Source organism: Sodalis sp. (in: enterobacteria), assembly GCF_036327475.1.
Lineage (GTDB): Bacteria > Pseudomonadota > Gammaproteobacteria > Enterobacterales > Enterobacteriaceae.
Window position 1 is genome coordinate 686,135 of sequence record NZ_CP132913.1, and the last position, 19,887, is coordinate 706,021.

General features: G+C 54.2%; 11 protein-coding genes and 12 pseudogenes. 11 read left to right on the forward strand and 12 right to left on the reverse strand.

All coding sequences use genetic code 11. From position 1 onward, the window contains the following. Positions 1 to 5: 5 nt before the first annotated feature. The 4 genes and pseudogenes from lolA to GPOALKHO_RS03765 form a co-directional block, all read right to left on the reverse strand. Positions 6 to 617 (reverse strand): outer membrane lipoprotein chaperone LolA, encoded by a 612-nt coding sequence (gene lolA, locus GPOALKHO_RS03750; protein ID WP_406703062.1) that lies wholly within the window; start codon positions 615 to 617, stop codon positions 6 to 8. Positions 618 to 724: 107 nt separating this feature from the next. After that, a pseudogene (locus tag GPOALKHO_RS03755) lies at positions 725 to 2,965 on the reverse strand (DNA translocase FtsK); the annotation flags it as partial. 474 nt (positions 2,966 to 3,439) lie between these two features. Next, positions 3,440 to 4,000, reverse strand: a pseudogene (locus GPOALKHO_RS03760) (DNA translocase FtsK 4TM domain-containing protein); the annotation flags it as partial. 126 nt (positions 4,001 to 4,126) lie between these two features. Further along, a pseudogene (locus tag GPOALKHO_RS03765) lies at positions 4,127 to 4,537 on the reverse strand (winged helix-turn-helix transcriptional regulator); the annotation flags it as partial. A 418-nt stretch (positions 4,538 to 4,955) separates the two neighbouring features. Between GPOALKHO_RS03765 and trxB the strand changes: the two are divergent. From trxB to infA, 5 genes and pseudogenes are all read left to right on the forward strand, one after another. Beyond that, a complete protein-coding gene (gene trxB / locus GPOALKHO_RS03770; protein WP_406703064.1) occupies positions 4,956 to 5,924 on the forward strand; it encodes a thioredoxin-disulfide reductase in 969 nt (322 codons plus the stop codon). Positions 5,925 to 6,581: 657 nt separating this feature from the next. Next, positions 6,582 to 7,483: pseudogene (locus tag GPOALKHO_RS03775) on the forward strand (ATP-binding cassette domain-containing protein); the annotation flags it as partial. Between the two features lie 800 nt (positions 7,484 to 8,283). Then, entirely contained in the window at positions 8,284 to 8,529 is a 246-nt protein-coding gene (locus tag GPOALKHO_RS03780; RefSeq protein WP_406703370.1) for a hypothetical protein, read from the forward strand. A gap of 98 nt (positions 8,530 to 8,627) precedes the next feature. Continuing rightward, on the forward strand, positions 8,628 to 8,783 hold the full coding sequence (locus tag GPOALKHO_RS03785) for a hypothetical protein (RefSeq protein ID WP_406703065.1): 156 nt from the start codon (positions 8,628 to 8,630) through the stop codon (positions 8,781 to 8,783). A gap of 77 nt (positions 8,784 to 8,860) precedes the next feature. Further along, positions 8,861 to 9,079 carry a translation initiation factor IF-1 gene (gene infA, locus GPOALKHO_RS03790; protein WP_406703066.1) on the forward strand — a complete coding sequence of 73 codons (219 nt, stop codon included), beginning with the start codon at positions 8,861 to 8,863 and terminating at the stop codon, positions 9,077 to 9,079. Between the two features lie 437 nt (positions 9,080 to 9,516). Here infA and clpA read toward each other — a convergent pair whose 3' ends face one another. Both clpA and clpS read right to left on the reverse strand, forming a co-directional pair. After that, entirely contained in the window at positions 9,517 to 11,790 is a 2,274-nt protein-coding gene (gene clpA, locus GPOALKHO_RS03795) for an ATP-dependent Clp protease ATP-binding subunit ClpA (protein ID WP_406703068.1), read from the reverse strand. A 27-nt stretch (positions 11,791 to 11,817) separates the two neighbouring features. Then, complete coding sequence (gene clpS / locus GPOALKHO_RS03800) at positions 11,818 to 12,138, reverse strand: ATP-dependent Clp protease adapter ClpS (RefSeq protein ID WP_406703070.1); 321 nt, start codon at positions 12,136 to 12,138, stop codon at positions 11,818 to 11,820. A 310-nt stretch (positions 12,139 to 12,448) separates the two neighbouring features. Here clpS and GPOALKHO_RS03805 point away from each other — a divergent pair. The 6 genes and pseudogenes from GPOALKHO_RS03805 to artM form a co-directional block, all read left to right on the forward strand. Beyond that, a pseudogene (locus tag GPOALKHO_RS03805) lies at positions 12,449 to 12,662 on the forward strand (cold shock domain-containing protein). Between the two features lie 334 nt (positions 12,663 to 12,996). Further along, entirely contained in the window at positions 12,997 to 13,236 is a 240-nt protein-coding gene (locus GPOALKHO_RS03810; RefSeq protein ID WP_406703072.1) for a hypothetical protein, read from the forward strand. 81 nt (positions 13,237 to 13,317) lie between these two features. Next, a pseudogene (locus GPOALKHO_RS03815) lies at positions 13,318 to 13,825 on the forward strand (arginine ABC transporter ATP-binding protein ArtP); the annotation flags it as partial. Then, positions 13,822 to 14,429: pseudogene (locus GPOALKHO_RS03820) on the forward strand (transporter substrate-binding domain-containing protein); the annotation flags it as partial. The pseudogenes GPOALKHO_RS03815 and GPOALKHO_RS03820, both read left to right, overlap by 4 nt. Next, positions 14,430 to 15,026 (forward strand): annotated as a pseudogene (locus tag GPOALKHO_RS03825) (arginine ABC transporter permease ArtQ). It abuts the pseudogene before it with no gap. A 24-nt stretch (positions 15,027 to 15,050) separates the two neighbouring features. Then, positions 15,051 to 15,476: pseudogene (gene artM / locus GPOALKHO_RS03830) on the forward strand (arginine ABC transporter permease ArtM); the annotation flags it as partial. Here artM and GPOALKHO_RS03835 read toward each other — a convergent pair. The 6 genes and pseudogenes from GPOALKHO_RS03835 to GPOALKHO_RS03860 all read right to left on the reverse strand — a co-directional run bounded on the left by GPOALKHO_RS03835 (position 15,454) and on the right by GPOALKHO_RS03860 (position 17,799). After that, positions 15,454 to 15,708 (reverse strand): hypothetical protein, encoded by a 255-nt coding sequence (locus GPOALKHO_RS03835; protein WP_406703073.1) that lies wholly within the window; start codon positions 15,706 to 15,708, stop codon positions 15,454 to 15,456. The pseudogene artM and the gene GPOALKHO_RS03835 sit on opposite strands and share 23 nt — an antisense overlap. A 317-nt stretch (positions 15,709 to 16,025) precedes the next feature. Further along, a complete protein-coding gene (locus GPOALKHO_RS03840; RefSeq protein ID WP_406703074.1) occupies positions 16,026 to 16,283 on the reverse strand; it encodes a hypothetical protein in 258 nt (85 codons plus the stop codon). A 24-nt stretch (positions 16,284 to 16,307) separates the two neighbouring features. Continuing rightward, positions 16,308 to 16,543: pseudogene (locus GPOALKHO_RS03845) on the reverse strand (putrescine ABC transporter permease PotH); the annotation flags it as partial. 4 nt (positions 16,544 to 16,547) lie between these two features. Next, entirely contained in the window at positions 16,548 to 16,706 is a 159-nt protein-coding gene (locus GPOALKHO_RS03850) for a hypothetical protein (RefSeq protein ID WP_406703532.1), read from the reverse strand. Between the two features lie 9 nt (positions 16,707 to 16,715). After that, positions 16,716 to 17,140: pseudogene (locus tag GPOALKHO_RS03855) on the reverse strand (TOBE domain-containing protein); the annotation flags it as partial. A 192-nt stretch (positions 17,141 to 17,332) separates the two neighbouring features. Next, positions 17,333 to 17,799: pseudogene (locus tag GPOALKHO_RS03860) on the reverse strand (YbjN domain-containing protein). Positions 17,800 to 19,887 lie beyond the last annotated feature (2,088 nt).

Here is a 19,887-nt window from a genome sequence, read left to right on the forward strand (position 1 = left end):
TTACCTCACTGACGCTGGTCGTCCAGCGTCACGCCTTTCGGTAACGTAAAGTGGAATTTGGCCTGCTCTATTGGGCTGTTCTTTTGGTGTTTTAGCTCATAAGTACTGCGCTGGCCATCTTGTTCCACGGCGGTGAAACCTTCGATGGCGCCGTTAGCGGTCACTTTAATCGTAAACTGCTTCAGATTACCGTTATCGAACTTCGGCACTAGCGAGAAGCTGTCGCCCTGCTGCTTCACGTTATACTGATGCCAGTCGGCGGCGCTGTTGCGGGTTATCAGCATGAACGGCGTGTTGCCGATGGCGTTTTTCAGCCAGTTGGCGGTCGCTTGTTCAACGAAAGGATTATAGAACCACAAAGTTTTGCCATCTGAGACCAGCACGCTTTCATCCGGCGTGGTCATATGCCAATTGAACAGATTCGGCCGTTTCACCCACAACTCCCCTTTACCTTCCTGGACCGTGCCGCCTTCGGAGCTGGTCACCCGTTGGGTAAAGCTGGCGTGAAAACTATTAACCTGATTCAGGCGGCTTTGCAGCACATCAGCATCGTCGGCAAAAGTCGGAGCCGCCAGCACGGCGGCAAACAGACAAGCGGTTATCAATCGTTTTTTCATTATGGGCATTCCTTTGAAAGGGCGAACCCGCGCACTCCCTTTAGAGGCGCGACGACAACGTTAATTTTATCGGAAGACAGGCCGGACGCAAACGTCCCAGTTGAAGCCTACTCCTGTGACGGCGGGTACAGCACTGCGCGGTTGCCGTTGTGCCCGGGCGAACTGATAATACCCTGCAATTCCATTTGCTCAACGATGCGCGCAGCGCGGTTGTAACCGATTCGGAACTGGCGCTGCACGCCAGAAATTGACGCTCGGCGTTTGTCGATAACGAAAGCCACCGCCTGGTCGAACAGCAGATCTAGCTCTTCGTCGCTGTCCAGGGCCCCACCACCACTCTCACCCTCATCATCGGCGCTGGTGATGCTGTCGATATATTGCGGCTGTCCGCGGGCTTTCCAGTCGTTGACCAACGCATGCACTTCTTCATCGTGGACAAAAGCACCATGGACGCGCATCGGCAGCGAAGAGTTAGGGGCCAAATAGAGCATATCCCCCATACCCAGCAGCGACTCCGCGCCGGTCTGATCGAGAATGGTACGGGAATCGATTTTGCTTGAAACGGTAAAGGCAATGCGCGTCGGGATGTTAGCCTTGATAAGACCTGTGATAACGTCCACCGACGGCCGCTGCGTCGCCAGTACCAAATGAATACCGGCGGCGCGCGCCTTCTGCGCCAGACGAGCAATCAGCTCTTCCACTTTCTTGCCGACCGCCATCATCAGATCGGCGAATTCATCCACCATCACCACGATATGGGGAAGCTTTTCCAGCACAGGCGGTGTTTCGGCCATACCGTCGCCCGGTTTCCAGAAGGGATTCGGTACCGGCCTGCCCATGGCGTCCGCTTGTTTAATACGCTTGTTGTAGCCCGCCAGATTGCGCACCCCGAGGGCCGACATCAGCTTATAGCGCCGTTCCATTTCGTCCACACACCATCGCAGCGCGTTCGCGGCATCTTTCATATCGGTAACTACTTCGGTCAGCAAATGGGGAATGCCTTCATACACCGACAGTTCCAGCATTTTGGGGTCGATCATGATAAAACGTACCTCTTTTGGCGTCGCTTTATACAGGATGCTGAGGATCATGGCATTGACCCCCACCGATTTCCCGGAGCCGGTGGTTCCAGCCACCAGCAGATGCGGCATTTTACCTAGATCGGCAATCACCGGCTGACCGCCAATGTCCTTACCGAGCACCAGTGCCAGTGGCGAGGCGGTGTCGCGGAATTTCTCGCAATCCATCACTTCGCGCAGATAGACAGTTTGACGTCGTTTGTTGGGTAACTCCAAGCCAACGTAGGGTTTACCGGGGATCACTTCCACCACCCTCACCGCCATCGCCGACAGCGACCGCGCCAGATCGCGCGACAGATTGGATATGCGAGCCACTTTCACTCCCGGGGCCAGATCTAGCTCGAAACGAGTAATGACCGGCCCCGGCGAAATGTCCACGACTTCCGCCTTGACGCGATAATCGGCCAGTCGGGCTTCCACCAGACGCGCCGTCTGTTCAAGTGCGAACATGTCCACTGGCTCTTCCTCACGCGGCGGCGACGTTAGAAGATCCATGGTTGGCAGCGTCGTAGATGGTTTTTGCAGCGGCCGTTCCTGATGCATCAGGAACGGATGAATCAGACTGTCCATGGTCTGCGAAGCGGGCTGGCCGAATGGGTTGTCCTGCGGCGGCGCGTCATCGTCGTGCCAGGGGGCATCGTCATCAGACCAGCTATCGTCATCGCTCGGATAAGCGGCAGATTGCTCGCGTTCATCGTGGCTGGACGGCGTAAATCGCTTGTCCGACGCTGCGAAACTCGTCTTGTGGCAGAGATCTATACTGGCCGCCGGCACAACAGCCGATTCACGGCCGCGACCATCATCGCCCGTCGACACAAACCCTGACTCAGAGCCACGATCGTTGCCGGGCACCGTCGATAGCGGTAAGACGCCGTCGTCAAAATCACTGTCGAATCCCTCCTGGACGGTGCTGGGATAGCGCTGCCTCTGCTGTTGAGCAAAATCTTCCGCCAGACGCTGCTGCTCATCCCAGGCAACTGTTTCGTCCGAGGGGGCGAACGCCGGCTTCGGTGCATCGTCAGCTGATGGCGTGTCAGAGTACTGGCCATTGTCAAAACCAGCAGCCAGCACGTCCCCCGCCTGTGGTGCTTCTTTCCGTCCATCCAGCGTGGGTCGCTGCTGAGAAGAGATCTTGATCCCGTACGAGGCAAGTTCGCGTCGTGTCGGGATGCGAATAGGTTTCGGGCGCGGCAGCTCCGGGCCGATGCCCTGCTTTACCTGCGGATTATAGTCGTTGCCGTTGGCGGAAAAAGACGGCATGAAGGTCAGCGGCGCACCGCTGTTTTGCTGCGCTATGGTGAAACCATAAGTAGCGCGGGACGCATCCAGATCCTGTTGCCAGTCGCCCAGCTGCGGGCCGTCGTCCTCCACGACCAATGCGTACGAATCGGCCGGCGTGCCGGGCAATTCAACACGGCAATGCAGCACTTTGTCGGCCTGCGTCGGCGGTAGGGCAGAGGACGGCGCCTGCTCGGCCCTACCGCCCTGTGCGGGATAATTCACGCGCGCGCCGGCGACCGGCGACATGGCGTTCGCCTCCAATGCGTCGGCCAATGCCTGTGGAGCACTACTGCTGGTGCTGGGGGGTATCGGCAGCGGGTCGCCGGCGCCGAAGTAGTGCGCACCATTCTCATCATCGTGAGCGACGCGTGAGCAGCAACGGCCATCATCCCCTTCATCATCGCGCCTGCTACGGTTAGAGATAAAAGTCAGGCATCCCAGCACCACCGCGCCGATTTTTTCGGCGATGGTCAGCCACGACCAGCGGGTGAACAGGGTAAGTCCCGACGCCCAGACGCACAGTAGCGCGAGGGTGGCGCCGATACCATTGAACCACGACATAATCGCGTTGCTCAGCAGACTGCCGATAATTCCGCCGGAGGCGAAATAGTAGAGATCGTCGATGTTAAGCGCAGCCAAGCCGCAAGAGGTGAGCAGTAGCGCCAGGCTGCCGATAAGCCGAAGCGATAGGTCGAATAAGTCCACATAGTCACGTCTGTCGCGCTGGGCGAAAGTGCTCCAGCAGAAAAACAGCATAATAGGCGGTAACGCATAAGCCAGCACGCCGAAGGTGAAAAACAGGGTATCAGCAAACCACGACCCTACTCTGCCGCCCAGATTGTGTATCGGGCCATGCCAGGCGGTCTGTAACCAGCTCGGATCGAATGGGCTGAAGCTGACCAGAACCACCATCAAATAACATGCAAAAACACCCACAACAACCAGTACAGCCTCCAGTAACCGTCTTGCGCCACTGAGTTTTTCGAGGGTGATGTCTTTATCTTCTGTATATTCCTGGCTCAAGAAAGGCCCTCCAGGCTCTTGTTAGCCGATACAATAACAGCGCCGAGGCGCTGTCCTAGAATTCGAATTCGCAGGAGTATAACCCACACAAACCGTATTTGCACCTGGAATGCTCCTTAGTACGTCTTTAATGACAAGACGATTATTCTGTTTCACTTTTTCCACGACCACATGCAGGTGTCGTTCACCCCTGGGGCAGGCGCAGCAGCGCCTCGCCAAGCAGTTTACGACAGACAGGCGGACATAATACGGTACGAGCATTTTCGGCACTCCTGAATTTCTTCCAGCTTTTGCACCGCGGCGTTGAATGGCTCGAACACATTCGGCGCGCCGCGCGGTTGGTAATCTCAATAAGCACCAGTAACAACGCATCCAGATAGTGTGAATTCAATAGCGCGGTATATCTCTGGAGTAACCCCATCGCCCAGACGGCGCACGCATTCCGGCAGGAAGTGGGCGACGACTCGACCCGCCTCGATAACTCGGCATTGGAAATCCGTCAGTCTTTTGCAGCTCGTTCAGGATATTGCGGTCGATACGATCGAGATTTTTCGACCGAGCGCTTTTATTTGTTCACAACCGTTAGTGTCTCTTTCAATTCCTTCCCTGCTGTACTTGCCATACCATTACTAACTTTAAAGGGTTGTCTAAAGACCTATTGTCGGTTTTAAGGTCCATCTTTTGCCCAGCACGGGCGGCCCAGCCTCGGCCTGTTTATTTGCCCGTCTAGATGTCTCAAGTGCAGTCTATTGTCAAAGTCAAAACGTTAAAAAGCAGAATAACGTACCGACTGTTAGCGACAACCTTCGCTACAGAGCGGATTTAGTGGAGTTTTCCCTGCCGGCAGCACCGATAGCTGAAATTAAAAAATCATTAACTGCTTTTGCATCCTTTTTTAACCCTAATAATTTTCTTACAATGCCCTGCTTATTGAGGCGATGACAACGAGGAAAATATGTCTACAGTGAAATACAGTAAATTACTCATATTGGGTTCAGGACCGGCAGGCTATACCGCCGCGGTTTATGCCGCACGCGCCAATTTGAATCCAAGCTTAATCACCGGCATGGAGCAAGGCGGGCAGCTGACCACCACGACCGAGGTGGAAAACTGGCCGGGCGACCACGCAGGGTTGACCGGGCCGTTGCTGATGGAGCGCATGTGTGCCCACGCCACAAAATTCAACACGGAAATTATTTTCGACCATATTACCCAGGTGGATCTGCACAACCGTCCATTCCGTCTGGTCGGCGACAGGGGCGAATATGCCTGTGATGCGCTTATTGTCGCTACCGGCGCCTCCGCGCGCTATCTGGACCTGCCGTCCGAGAAAGCCTACAAGGGGAAGGGGGTGTCTACCTGCGCCACCTGCGATGGCTTCTTTTACCGCAACCAGAAAGTGGCGGTGGTCGGCGGCGGCAATACCGCCGTGGAAGAAGCCCTGCATCTGGCCAATATCGCCGAAGAGGTGCATTTAATCCACCGCCGCGATACCTTCCGTTCGGAAAAAATCCTTATCGATCGGCTGATGGATAAAGCCAATAACGGCAATATCGTTCTGCATACCAACAGGACGCTGGAAGAGGTGTTGGGTAACGAAATGGGCGTCACCGGCGTGCGGCTGAAAGAAGTGGCCGGTATTGCCCATGAAGATTTGGCGGTCGCCGGGGTCTTTATCGCTATCGGCCACAGCCCCAATACCGCAATTTTCGGCTCGCAGCTGGCATTGCAAGACGGCTATTTGCGCGTGCAGTCCGGAATTAACGGCAACGCGACCGCCACCTCGATTCCTGGCGTGTTCGCGGCCGGCGACGTCATGGACCATAACTACCGCCAAGCGATTACCGCCGCCGGGACTGGCTGTATGGCGGCGCTGGACGCCGAACGTTATCTCGACGGATTGGCGCAGGCCGGCTCACTCTAATGCCGCAACGTCTTTATGCAGCATAGTGCGCGACGCATGCGATGGCCGCCTTGGTCGCCTTTTTCTTTATCTTTGCCAAGTGTAGAGGAATACGCCTACGCTCGGCAGTCGACCGCCAGCGTCCGTACGCTCTCCTGTGCATTGCACGCGCCAAGGTGCAAGTAAGCGGGCCTGACATTCATCTTCACGGCCACTTGGCGCTCGCCGGTGGAACCTTAGGTGGCGCGTTAAGATTATCCGAGCGCTCAATCTCCCTCCGTCGACCGCGGCGCAGCTTGAAGGCCCCATCCGAGGTAATTACCAGGTAATGATTTTCCATCCGAGGTAATTACCAGGTAATGATTTTGACCTCGCGCACAACGGTGTAAGATATCGGCGCACCGGAAAGCTTTAGATCATGCCGACCTCACTTCTCGGCCTTGGATTTTCAATGTTAACGCTTACCGCTCCGCTCCGGCTGGAGACTGACGTTCAATGAACAAGAATCGACAACACATCTTGGTACGCTGTGACTCAGATCAAAAGTCAGCGAGTGAATCGCTAGCTGCGCCTTTCCATGCTGCTCGGCCTGTTAAGCGCCTTGATTATCGTTGCCCAGGCCTGGGCGCGGCTGCCCTGCTATAGGCATTGAATAGGCATTGATCATGAAGAATATATCGCGCGCTAGTCGGACCGGCTATCGGCAGCGTGCTACGTCGCCAAATCAGCGCCCAAGTACTAGACCGCCTCGCGTGTCTGGAGCCGGCGTTGATCCGCGGTAAACCCGCAGGTAGCTGGAGCAGCATGCTGCTGGAACAAATCGAGGATGCGCATGACTTTATCGCACTCGCTATTGCCGCAAATGACGCTTCGGTTACTGATGCTAATAATCCTCGTCATGGCACTGCTCATGGCGTTAGTGGGCATGGGCGCCGCTGACGCCAACCGGTGTAACTTTCTGACGCTGACGCGCCTGTGGGAGTATTTCCCCGACCCTGGCTGTGCGGGTTAGAAACCATACGGCTTTTGCGCCGAGACAAAAACGGAGGGTATCCGCCGCGCCACCGAGGCATTCCGTCAGCGCACCATTGTAAATCTTGCCGCTGGCGTTCCTGCTATCTGGAGTGTTGGAATTCTTCGCCTCGCTATCCATCGCCGTCACGGTGGTTTATTTCGGCTCTCCATCTTGGCAAGCTGCATGTTCGGCAGTTACGGCACCGGTGTCACGCTGTTCGCCGGTTTTGTAGCGGTTGATCCTGGCGCCGGAATTTTTCCAACCGTTGCGTGATCCTGGCACCTCTTTTATCACGCTAAAGCCTAGGCCGGTGGGCGCCGCGGAATCGCTGGGACGCTGATTTTCCCTCGCAGCTGGCCAGCAGGCGGCTATCGTTGGCACCAGCAGCGTGGGCAAGAGAACCCTGCTCGGCGCGCTGCTGGGGTTCTTGCTCTACCGCGGCTCCCTGCAGGTCAACGGCTTGGAGTTGCGTGCGCTATCGCCGTGCCTATGGCGTGAATAGTTAGGCTGGGTCGGTCAGAGTCCGGCGCTGCCGGCGGCGACCCTGCACGACGATGTTCTGCTCGGCGCACCGGCGGTGACGGCCTCGCAGCTGGCGCAGGCGCTGGAGGAGGCCTGTGTGGAAGAGTTCTTGCGGACCTGGACAGCGCCGCGTATCACCAACCACGCTGCTAGTCATGCATCAGCTACAGGCCATCACGGATTACGACGAGATGTGGATACTCTAGACCCGCGATCAGAACTGGCGCTCGGCGCGATAATGCTGGTGATTCTGGCCTTTTCCCGCCGCTGTTTTACCGCGCCGGCAGGCCGGTGGCAACGTGCTAACAGCGTTACGTGTAGAATACTGTCTGTGGTTGGATACCTAACTTTCCAGTAACGCCGCACTGCGGTAGTGCGGCAGGTTAGCCTAGAGAAGCTACAGACGGGGATTGAGCGCTTGGCTTGGCGAGAAGGCCGCACATTATCAGGCGGCGCAACGCCGCGCTCTATGGTTGCTTGACGAGCCGACCGAGGGGCTGGAGCCGTCACCGAACAGCAAATGCTGAAATTGTTGACCACGCTAGGCCAGGGGCGGACAGTGATTCTCGTCTCGGATGCGGGGATTAGAACGTTTAGATCGTATTTGTATTACGGATCCTCGGTGGCCTGATTGAACAAGGCAGCTATCAGGCGCTAATGGCACAACGCGAACGCTATAGGTGTTCAGACGGATTGGAGTAATTAACGGCAGCATGCGACTTTACCTGCTTTCACCTGATTCTGTGCATTTTCCACCACCTGCAGACAGCACTGAGCGAACCCAATGGCCTGCTGGCAGCCTATAGGCAGAGGATTTTCCCTTGGCACTCCCCTGACGACACCATTTCGTGGTGGGCGCCGGATCCGCGCGTGGTGTTGTTTCCCAATGCATTCCATCAAAGCCGCAGTTTTAGCCGCTTTGTTCGCCGATGTAGTTTTCCACCTTCGCTGAACGCGGTGCAGAGGGAGACTGGATTGGTAGCAAAGTCGGAATCGCTTATAGTTATCTGTATCAGCTCGGTCACGCCACTCCATAGAGGTGTGGGACATAAGGTGCTGGTCTACTGTCTGTATGGTGTAAGCGCATAGGCGCTGTTTTTTCGGCGAGTTGATGTCAGCCGACGGCCGAACGGATCAAATTGGCGCTGTGGTACTTTTGCCGTTATTTTATGCATAAGGGAGGAAAAATGGTAGACTGCCAAGTATCGAACTCACATACCGCATCGCTTGGGGCGCATAGTATTACGCGCGGTGATTTTCTGGCCTATGCTTACGCAATTACTGCCTTTATCGCTGGCGGCCAGCTGCTGGCAACCGCAAACCTTCTTTACCGTACTTCATGATCCTGAAAGCGACAAATGAGGGTTTCGGCATCATCTTGCTGGTTAAGGACTATAGTATTCATACATATGAGGATTCGATGGCCAAAGAAGATAATATTGAAATGCAGGGCACCGTACTGGACACTCTGCCTAATACCATGTTCCGCGTGGAATTGGAAAACGGACATGTGGTGACCGCGCATATCTCCGGTAAAATGCGCAAGAACTACATCCGTATCCTGACGGGTGACAAAGTCACCGTGGAGCTGACCCCATACGATCTAAGCAAAGGTCGCATTGTCTTTCGCGGCCGCTGAAGTTATTGAACACGTTGCCAGGCCGGTTCCGGTGACGATTGTCCCCGGCATGAAGCGCGATAATTCTCCCTTCCGCGACGCCGGTGAGCATTGCTAGTTGATATAACGTTTTAAGAAGACGACGATCTCAGCACCGGCTATCCTCGGCTACGCTATTCGAGCTATCGCTCCTTCTCAGACTTGTGAGCGTTGCGCTGCTCCGTTTCCCCTGACGGAGGCCTTGCCACACGTCCTCGCCGCCGAGCTAGTATTCCGCTTCAGCGGCTGTTTCGTTCGCCACAGGATCTCAATCTTCTTGCACCCCATCATGCGCGTCTTATAGCGCTACCGCGCTGTCACGGCCAACACGCAGCAGATTATGCACTCCCACGAGCGCTAGCATAAAGTCGATACCCTAAGGTATCGCCCTGCGGTTGCTCCTGCTCAACAACCGGAAGTTAGTGCACCACCCCCTCGGCCTTATGTTTTTGTGCGCTAAGGAACTGGTATTTGAGTGTTTGACTCTCTTTGTCCAGTTCCACCCGCACAGAGCCGCCATCCACCAGCGAACCAAACAATAGCTCATTGGCCAATGGTTTTTTCAGGTTCTCCTGTATGACGCGAGCCATCGGACGAGCACCCATGGCTTTATCGTAGCCTTTGTCGCTGAGCCAGTTGCGCGCGTCGTCGCTGACCTCCAGTGAAACACCCTTGGCATCCAGCTGCGCTTGAAGCTCGACGATAAATTTGTCGACTACCTGCTGAATAACCTCGCTGGAGAGGTGGTTAAACCAAATCACATTATCAAGACGATTACGAAATTCCGGCGTAAACACCTTCTTTATCTCCGACATGGCATCCGTGCTGTTGTCCTGCTGAATCAATCCTATCGACTGGCGCTGGGTTTCCTGCACACCGGCGTTTGTGCTCATCACCAGTATCACATTACGAAAATCCGCCTTGCGGCCATTATTGTCGGTTAGCGTACCGTTGTCCATCACCTGCAGGAGCAGATTGAAAACATCCGGATCAGCTTTTTCGATTTCATCAAGCAGCAGCACGGAGTGGGGATGCTTCAGTACAGCATCGGTTAACAGGCCGCCCTGATCGTACCCGACATAGCCGGGAGGCGCGCCAATCAGGCGGCTAACGGTGTGTCTCTCCATATATTCAGACATGTCGAAGCGCAGCAGCTCAATATCTAACGCCTTAGCCAACTGCACCGTCACCTCGGTTTTGCCGACGCCCGTAGGACCGGCAAACAGGAAAGATCCCACCGGTTTATGCTTCTGCCCCAGCCCAGCGCGGCTCATTTTGATCGCCTCGGTCAGCACCTCGATGGCTTTGTCCTGACCAAAAACCAGCATCTTCAGCCGGTCACCCAGATTTTTCAGCAGGTCGCGATCGCTCGCTGAAACCGTTTTTTCTGGAATACGGGCAATACGCGCCACCACCAACTCGATATCCGCCACGTTGACGGTCTTTTTACGTTTACTGACAGGCATCAGTCGACTACGCGCACCAGCCTCATCGATGACATCGATAGCTTTGTCCGGAAGGTGGCGGTCGTTAATGTATCTCACCGCCAGCTCTACCGCTGCCCTCACCGCCTTGGCGGTGTAGCGCACGTCGTGGTGGGCTTCATATTTTGTTTTCAGCCCAGTCAGGATACGCACCGTTTCCTCCACCGTCGGTTCCATAATGTCTATCTTCTGGAAACGACGCGCTAGAGCGCGATCTTTTTCAAAAATATTGCTGAATTCTTGGTAGGTAGTAGAGCCCATTACGCGGATTTTGCCGCTGGATAGCAACGGTTTGATCAGGTTGGCGGCATCCACCTGTCCCCCTGAAGCCGCGCCGGCGCCGATGATTGTGTGGATTTCATCGATAAACAGAATGCTGTTCTGGTTCTGCTCAAGCTGTTTGAGCAGGACTTTGAACCGTTTTTCGAAATCGCCGCGATACTTGGTGCCGGCCAGCAATGAACCGATATCCAGGGAGTAAATGGTGCAATCAGCGATCACCTCGTGCACTTTGCTGCGCACGATTCGCCAGGCCAGACCTTCCGCGATAGCGGTTTTACCCACTCCGGATTCACCTACCAGCAGCGGGTTGTTTTTCCGACGGCGACACAGGACCTGAATGGCGCGCTCCAGCTCACGATCGCGGCCAATCAACGGGTCGATGCCGCCGACACGCGCTAGTTGATTAAGGTTTGTGGTGAAGTTTTCCATACGCTCCTCTCCGCCTGACTGCTCTTCGTTGACCGGCGTTTCAGGCTCGGGTACTTGCGTTTCGTCTTTACGCGTACCGTGTGAGATAAAATTCACCACATCCAGCCGGCTGACGTCATGCTTGCGCAGCAAATAGGCCGCCTGGGATTCCTGCTCGCTGAAAATCGCTACCAGTACGTTGGCGCCGGACACTTCGCTACGCCCAGACGACTGGACATGGAACACTGCGCGCTGCAATACGCGCTGAAAACTGAGCGTGGGCTGCGTTTCGCGCTCTTCATCACTTGCTGGTAAGGTCGGTGTAGTTTGTTCGATAAAGGCTTCCAACTCCTGGCGCAGAGCCACCAAATCGACCGTGCACGCCTCAAGCGCTTCACGCGCTGCAGGGTTGCTGAGCAGGGCAAGCAGCAAATGTTCCACGGTCATAAATTCATGCCGGTGCTCACGCGCTCTGGCGAAAGCCATGTTTAAACTGAGTTCCAGTTCTTGATTGAGCATTGGCACCTCCCCAAATAGATTGCCCTTTCAGGCTTTTTCCAGCGTACAAAGCAATGGGTGCTTGTTTTCCCGAGCATAGCGGTTGACGTGAACCGCTTTGGTTTCTGCGACCTCGGCGGTATAGATACCGCAAACGGCCTTTCCCTGAAAATGCACCTTAAGCATCAGTTGCGCTGCACGTTTAACATCATAAAAAAAGAACTTTTGCAATACGTCAATAACAAATTCCATTGGAGTATATTCGTCATTGATAAGTATAACTTTATACATAGACGGGGGTTGTACCGCGTCTTTTACCTGCTTTTCAGCTGGATGGCGCTTATCCAACCTGTCGCTTGTCTTACCCATAGTGTTGTTCCAACGCTAAACCATCACCGCTGCGCTAGAGCAGCCCCTTTCTTTCATCTTACCATTGGATAATCAAAATAGCCGCTGATAGCGTCAGGATTTTGTCCGGGTATGCCGGCAACAGTCTGGAAAAACGGGTTAAAGCGTTAATTGTTTCAAAGTTTAGCCAACTCTTGAGCCTTCGCTTGAACTCTTATCGTTATCCTCTAGAGTGTAAGTGTAGAGGCATAAGCTGACGCAGGTAATCAGCCGCTTACGACGTTAACTATCCTCTATCACATAAAACTTCGGTTGTGAGGGATGTAGAAACATGGAGACGGGTAAAGTTAAATGGTTCAATAACGCTAAAGGCTTTGATCTGCCCGAAAACGACGGCGAGGATATCTTGCGCACTATTCAACGATCCAGAGGGACGGTTATCGGACGCTGAAAACAAGGCAAGTCGTCAGATTCTAGGTTCATCAGGGGTCAAAAGGAACTGTGCAAGCCTGATTGTGTCTGCTGAAGCTAAGACTGTTGCTTAATAACGCGCCTCGCAATTGAAGGCGCGAATAAGCCTGCATGACATTAAATTATAACACTTTTCTTTTACGACGCAAGTTTTAATTATGTGATAAATCCCCTAGCGCGACGCCATCACTGCCCCCTTACATGGCTCTCGTGGAGAGTGGAGTGTTTTTCACAGTACTGCCCTTTACAGCGCCGGCGCTTTTCGCTAGTGTGTGGCGGTCCGTCGCCTCACGGCGACACGAGGAAGTGGTCTGTTCATGGAGGAAGTGGTCTGTTCATGTATGCCGGTCTGTGGCCTATTCTCATGATTATCGGCTATCGACTGTCCCGTCCGCTGGCTACAAGGACGTGAACCGCACACTAAGCGCCATAGTGTACGTTATCCTGTTTTTGATGGGCATCAAACTTGGTGCTTTCTCCAATCTCGCCGGCAACGTGCTGCGGATGGGCGTAATTACCGCTGTCAGCGCCCTATGTATTCTGGTGATGAATGCGCTGGCGTTGGCAGCGCTGGGAACTCTTGCTCTGGCCCGCTGCTCTCGCGCTGGCGTATGGCTCTCGACTTGCTCAAGCTTTGCGGCGTGGTGATCGTCGGCTTCGCGCTCGGTCTCACACATTGGTCTGAGTGCAGCCTGGCGACCCAGGTCAGCGAGCTGTTGCTGATCTTGTGGCTTAAGCTCACTGCTGCGCGAGCTTAATCTGCGGAAATGCCCCGCGAAGGTGGACTAGATATCGCTAGTAATCATTTCGACTTTCGCCGCACGTCGGGCGTGATTTTGTACGCGCACTGCGCCAAAATGTCGGCATAGTTTTTCATACCATCTGTGGCCACATCTGACGGCGCACCAGATCTGACTGAAGCCCCTCGCCGGGTCCATGGTCTGGACCGTCCGGCGGCCAATTCCCGCGCAAATTGCTGGCGCGTCTGCGGTTGCGCCGCAGGTGCGGAAATCACCGCGCAAATCATTAGCGTCATGCGTGAGCTGGCGCAAGACCGGCATCATCCAGGTGGTCGTCACCCATCGTTGAGGTGGCACGCGAGACCGCAAGCAGGTTGGCGTATATGGAAAACGGCCGCATTGTGGAACAGGGCGATGCCAGCCATTCCATGCAACCGAAAACCTCCGCGTTTGCGCAGTATCTATCGCATAATCTTTTTCGGGAATCACGCCAATGAAAAAGACCGTTATTTTCCGCTGATGGCCATTGTATCCACCGGCGTTAGCGCCGTGCAAACCGTGCGTTTCGCCATCGAAGTCACCTATGCACCGTTCGAGTTTGTTGGGACCTGTACGTTTACCAATCAGGCGTTTGATAACCTGATCCCAAGCCCGCGCTTTCACCGCTTTGACGCCGTGATTTCCAGTATGGATATCACCTCGGATCGTCAAAAGCAGGCCGCGTTCACTCAGCCATATTATGAAAATTCGGCGGTCTTTGTCGCCCAGAAAGGCAAATTCGCCAATTTGGCGTCCCTGGCCGGCAGACGCATCGGAATGCAAAACGGCTCCACTCATCAGAAATACCTGATGGATAAACACCCTGAAATAACCGCGGTGCCATACAACAGCTATCAGAACGCGTTCCTGGATCTGAAAAACGGCCGCCTGGACAATGTCTTCGGCGATACCGCCGTGGTGAAAATGGCTGATGCAGGACACCAGCTTGGCGACCATTTGCGAAAAGTGACCGATCAAGCCTATTTCGGCACCAGCTTCGATGTGGAGCTGGTAGATAAGTTCAATCAGGCGCTGGACAAGGTCTGCCAGGCCGCAGGCACGATCCTCGGCCTGGCGCTGTGCGCGCTGATCATTGGTCTACCTTGGCCACGAGCTTTGCCGCGCTGGAATCGGCGCGCTGGTGCTGGCTTGCGTTGAGTGGGACAGCGCTGGTCACGTTGTTGCGCGGTCTGCCGGAAATCCTGGTGGTGCTGTTTATCTACTTTGTCGCCCCGCAGCTGTTGGTGAGGCTGGCAGATGGCGTTACCTTGTCTTGGGGTCATTGCACGTCTCACTCGCGCTGTCCATTGACAACTTCGATGTCAGTCCTTTTCTCTGTTGCATCATCGCGCTGGAGCTACTGTACGCCGCCTACGCGCGCAGGCCCTGCGCATCGCGTTGAAAGTCCAAGCCATTGCTCGTGGTCAGCGGAAGTCGGGGTAGGCGCTGTGACATGAGTGTTGAAGGACACGGCGCTGGTGTCGCTGATTGGCGTTAACGATCTGGTGCTGCAAAACCAAAAGTACCGTTAGCTTTACGCAACAGCCGTTACCTGGTATCTGTTGACGACAGGGTCTACTTGGTGATTACGCTGTTTAGCCGAGCCTTCTGCGCGCCCGCAAACGGCGCGCCACGCGATTTGACAAGAGGGCATCTTGATGGTCGGTTATTTGCTGGCGCTGTTTGTTTACCCTGATCCCCTCGCTGCGTACCTTGATGCTCTCGCTGCTGGTGACGGGCATACCACGCTATTTACCTGCGCGACGCTGCTGGTGCAAATTTTCCTTATCTATTGTGGACCTGGCCAGTTCACTTCCTTGCGTGATATCCCCTTGCTCTGGTCGCTACTGCCACAGCATTGGTTATGTGCCAAGATGGCGCTGGCGCTTAACAGCGCAGCCTACAACACGCAATTGTTTCCGATGCGCGCCATTCCTGATAGTCAGCGGCAGTCCTGTGCGGTGCTGGACATGAGTGGGTTCCAGTCGTTGCGGCTGCTGATGCCGTTTGTCATCAAGCAGGCCCTCCCCTCTTACTCCAACGAAGTGGTGCTGGTGTTCAAAAGCACCTCGCTGGCTCTATACCATCATCCTGATAAACATGATGGGGTAGAGTCAACTGCTTTATGGCCGAACCTATGACGTACCGGCGTTGTCGCGCGGCGCTCCAGCAACACCAGCGTTTCATAATTGGCGGTATGATGAAACATATCAAGAAGAAACACGTCAAATAGCCGGACGCGGCACACCCGGTAATCCTCCAGCTCGCCGAGATCCTGCACCAGCGTCGCGACCTGGCAGCTAGAGTACAAAATCCAGCACTGTGCCGTTTTGCACGACAAATTAGGTGGAACCAGTGCCTAAGGACCTGCTCCTCAACCCTCATTAATGTGCCGACTGGCACGCGCTGGCGATGACCTCCGTGCTAATTTCAATATCGGTCATCTGCATGTCGGGACGGCAAAGATGCAGACCGAGCCGCCCACGCCGAGAAACAGTTCCCAAATCCGTGGCACCAGCAGCGCGGTGACCCAATCACGGGCGGTAGCCGTACAGGCCGGCGGCAACCGTGGAGTTAGCCTGAAAGAAGCTCTTAGGCCTATACAGCGGCACCTGGTTAAGCCGCTCCTCCAGCGCTTGGTCAAACGTCAGCACGATTTCACCGATCTCCTTCGAGGATCGCTATCTGTACCGACTGTGGGTTGACTGAAATGACTCGCAGCTGTGGCAAGCGCGCCTGTAGCCAGGGAAAGGTCACGTGCAATAGCCAGGGAAAGGTCACGTGCAATTGCGCCAGCTTGACCTCGGAACACAGCGCAAAGCGCAGCATTATCGCGCCATCATGGCAGCTCTCGGTCAACAGAAAAATTTCAGTTTGCCGCGCCGACGCGCGACATGGTAAGGCGATGGCAAACATACCTCGCCACACCGTTATTTTTCAAATGCCCATCCAAGCATAAACTTGAATCAGAAACGGGGTCCAGGATGGTAAAATAACCAAAATATTACGCGTCAATGCCTGATTGTGCGCCGCCGACTAGGTCATGGGATAGCCCAGCAGCAAGCAAAAGAAGGTCGACACCGCCGCGACCCGCAGAGATTGCAGATAGGCTTCGATGTAGAGCGAATCTCCAGAAGCTGCATGAAATTGGCAAGGTTGAGCGAAACGATCAGCATACCGTCAGACTGATTTGACAATCAAAACGGAAACAGCGGCGGCAACATATGCGAGGAGAATCATCGCCTTGCGAACGTGTACCATCTGTAAGCGCGTCAAGAGGTCGGGCATCACCACGCGCCGCGCGCCGCCGATCGGCGATTTAGGGTTAGCATTGGACATACAACCCCCCTATACGGCAAGGATAATACAACTATCCACACCCAGCACAGGTTTACCTGGTCGCCCCAGGCGGACGCGCCCCTGCGGTAACGGTGGGTATTGGTCAACTGGGCTGGATAATCTGCCCGCTGTTCAGGCGGATGTGGTAAAGGACAAATCTCCCAGATAGGTGATATTGATCACTTCCATGACGGCGAAATTGCAGGCATCCGTTAACACACTATCCATCATAATTTTTCCGGCCACAGCGACACGTGAAGCGGCACACCATCCACTACCGACTGAACCGGCTGTTAGGGTGCTCATAAATTCTCATGGCGATATACCATCATTACTTCTTCCTGATCGTTGGTGACCATGACGCAAGTCACGCCAACCCGCGCAAGAATATCCACCACTTCCAGCTGCATGCGATCGCGCAGTTTCTTATCCAGCATCCAGCGCGCCAATCGGTTCATCCGGTTAGCGGTAATGCAACACGTTATGGCAGTAAAATAGGCGGAATGCGGTAGCCACGATCGCGAGCCAGTGGGGTTGTAGCTACGGCAAAGCAATGTGCGGGCGTCGTGGTGATGGCCATGACGCAGCAAACCATTAGAATACCGGGCGCGCGGATCCGAGACGACTTAATGAATCACTGACGCTGAGGGGCATGGCGTCGCTGTCGTCCTTTTGCTCATAAATAATAGATTGTTGGCGCGTGCCTCCATAATCCGTATGGAAATCTACTCCTCCGCCTGCTGCATGAAGTGGCAAAACTGGCCGAGGGTCACCTCATCAGCGCTAACTAGGGCCTGGCAGGCCACAAGTTTTGGCAAGTTGTCATCTTGAATCTCGATGAATGCTTTCACCGTTAGCGAACTGGCGTTGTTCTGGCTCAAATCCCCATCCGGGAGATAAGGGTCGTCAGCCGTACCTCCGCCATCAAGGCAAGATGACATTGTCAACCAGATCGACCTTGGCATCAACATACCGTCGAAATTCTACATATGCGGCAAGTGCAACGCCTAGCAAGAGTCACATTCATAGAATGATAAATTCAACTTCCCCAGCCAGCTCCTCAATCCAGATCCGGTGAAACAAGTGAATCCATGTAAGGCCGTTCTCTAGTATGAAGCTGAGCATAAGTATGAAGCTGAGCATAACTTACGGAATAATAAATAGTAGCCTATGATTACATGTATCGGAGATTGACGACAACGAGATCGATTTTTAATCAATCCCAAGGCGCGCGGCGGTGGACAACGCCACGCGAGCCGATTTTATCCGACAAGCGTGGTATTTTAGTTTATCAGCGGGGTCGAGCGGTGGGCAGACTTCAGTAGTGGATCATCAGTGTGATGATATCGTCGCAGTTTCTATGACCTCCAACCCCGGTGACGCATTCATCCCATGATCAACGACTCCGCCTTATGGCCTTTGCCTGAGCGACTTCACGCAGCCGGCGGCAGGAGAGCAGGGTCCACATCGCGAGAGAGAATGTCTAGTTTCATACTTTAACCTAGATAAAACACAATCCCACACCAGCGATAGTCGAGAAAAGATTCGGGCGGCGCCTGTGGCTCACGCCCACGGGGGTCCGCTTGACGCCAAAGATTAGCTACGACTATGAGAGGTAATTTCTGCTTTTACCCGTTTGGGGAAGCATAGTAAATCGCGGAAAAATAGCGGCGTACGTTGCTCTTGCATGGTTATATTGCGGTCATTTTCGAACCTCCGAGTTGTCCTTATTGTATTCGCGCCAAATTGTTAGGTTTTTGTTGATCAAAGTCATATTGGTGGTTACACCTGTTTTGGAGCCCATGCCAAGGAGAATCTGAGCTTGTACCCATCCTAACACCGGCTACCTACCGTCCACCTGTGTGGTATTTTGATCCAGCAGGACGTTAGTACTTTAATAGGCTAGATGATGCTTCGGCGTCCCAGCGAAGTAGCAACTCGGCGCGCTAAAATCGCACCAGAACACAGCGCTAACAGATAAGTCAGCTGATGTCACGGGCTATATAGCCGGTCGTGACGCCGATATTGAACAGCAGCCAACAGACCGTCGCAGCCAGCAATGCGCCGAGTGTACCGAACAGAATTTCCTGCCGTGGTCCTCTGCCGCCAAGGATACCGGAGCGGTTTTTGACTGATGAAAATAAGCAGAAAAACTAGCGAGCTGACCGCAGTACCTGCGTTGGTGGCAATAATGCCTGCTTCCAAAAAAGCAAGCGACACGGGTAAAGGAGGCAGAAATCCCGGTATGTTACACCCATCTAGCTTTCAGTGGCATTCATGCGCCTGTATGCGCGTCGCAGCAAGTAACGTCACTGTAGGTCAGACAAGCTTGACCTCTGAGATTGGCCAAGCAAATTTAACGATTAACTTAAAATATATCAATGAAATATCGGTTATGCGTTCGGGCAAATCCAGTCATATTTTTGTTGTGATATGCTGTTAGTGATTTAAACCCGATGGTTCAACGCCAACAACGCCGGTGCTATTTCCTGCGATGTCCCTGTGATTATTTTACGGGCTATCACCCTTTCACCCTTCAGTCAGGTTCAGTTACCTTGTCAAACGAGGAGCGCGGCAGCTGCCAAACGCCGTGGCAACAACGTTACGCAAGCGTCACCCTCAGAAGCGGGTCAGGGGTATTTGCTGTTAGGCCGCGCTGGCGATGTAGGGCTCGAGAGATCCCGCCGACAAGTTTAGGCCGATAGCGGCCGCTTTTTAAGTAGCCGATGATAGTTGACCCGCGACATGCGGGCTGCACACGGAGAGTAAATTGGCGACGGCAGAACTTTGCCCCCACTTCCCAGTCCACCATTTTACTTTTCTTTGATGTTTCCATGATGTTTCCATTTCGAGGAGCCTAGGCGTCCCGCCTATTAGCTTTAAGACGCTCTTATTCTTATTTTATTTTGTCCCTATCCTTTTATCAACCTCGCCGCCATTACTTTCCTTGGCCGCAATATCGGTTTGCGTTACATCCATAGACGCGGCGATCGCCAGCAAAATGCGCTAACGGTATCGTCACAGGCACCAACCCGTCAATAGTGAACCGCACAAGGTATGTTTATAGACAAAACAAAGTTAGCCATTTCATGCGCTATTGCCTTTATTACGCAATTGATCACCACAACTAGGGTGTATTTATTCACGTGATATATTTCCATGAATAGCATTCACGTTATGC

Coding starts and splice junctions, on each gene's coding strand:
- lolA (WP_406703062.1), bottom strand. CDS start 617: ATGAAAAAACGATTGATAACCGCTTGTCTGTTTGCCGCCGTGCTGGCG.
- trxB (WP_406703064.1), top strand. CDS start 4,956: ATGTCTACAGTGAAATACAGTAAATTACTCATATTGGGTTCAGGACCG.
- GPOALKHO_RS03785 (WP_406703065.1), top strand. CDS start 8,628: ATGGTAGACTGCCAAGTATCGAACTCACATACCGCATCGCTTGGGGCG.
- infA (WP_406703066.1), top strand. CDS start 8,861: ATGGCCAAAGAAGATAATATTGAAATGCAGGGCACCGTACTGGACACT.
- clpA (WP_406703068.1), bottom strand. CDS start 11,790: ATGCTCAATCAAGAACTGGAACTCAGTTTAAACATGGCTTTCGCCAGA.
- clpS (WP_406703070.1), bottom strand. CDS start 12,138: ATGGGTAAGACAAGCGACAGGTTGGATAAGCGCCATCCAGCTGAAAAG.
- GPOALKHO_RS03840 (WP_406703074.1), bottom strand. CDS start 16,283: ATGTTTGCCATCGCCTTACCATGTCGCGCGTCGGCGCGGCAAACTGAA.
- GPOALKHO_RS03850 (WP_406703532.1), bottom strand. CDS start 16,706: ATGTCCAATGCTAACCCTAAATCGCCGATCGGCGGCGCGCGGCGCGTG.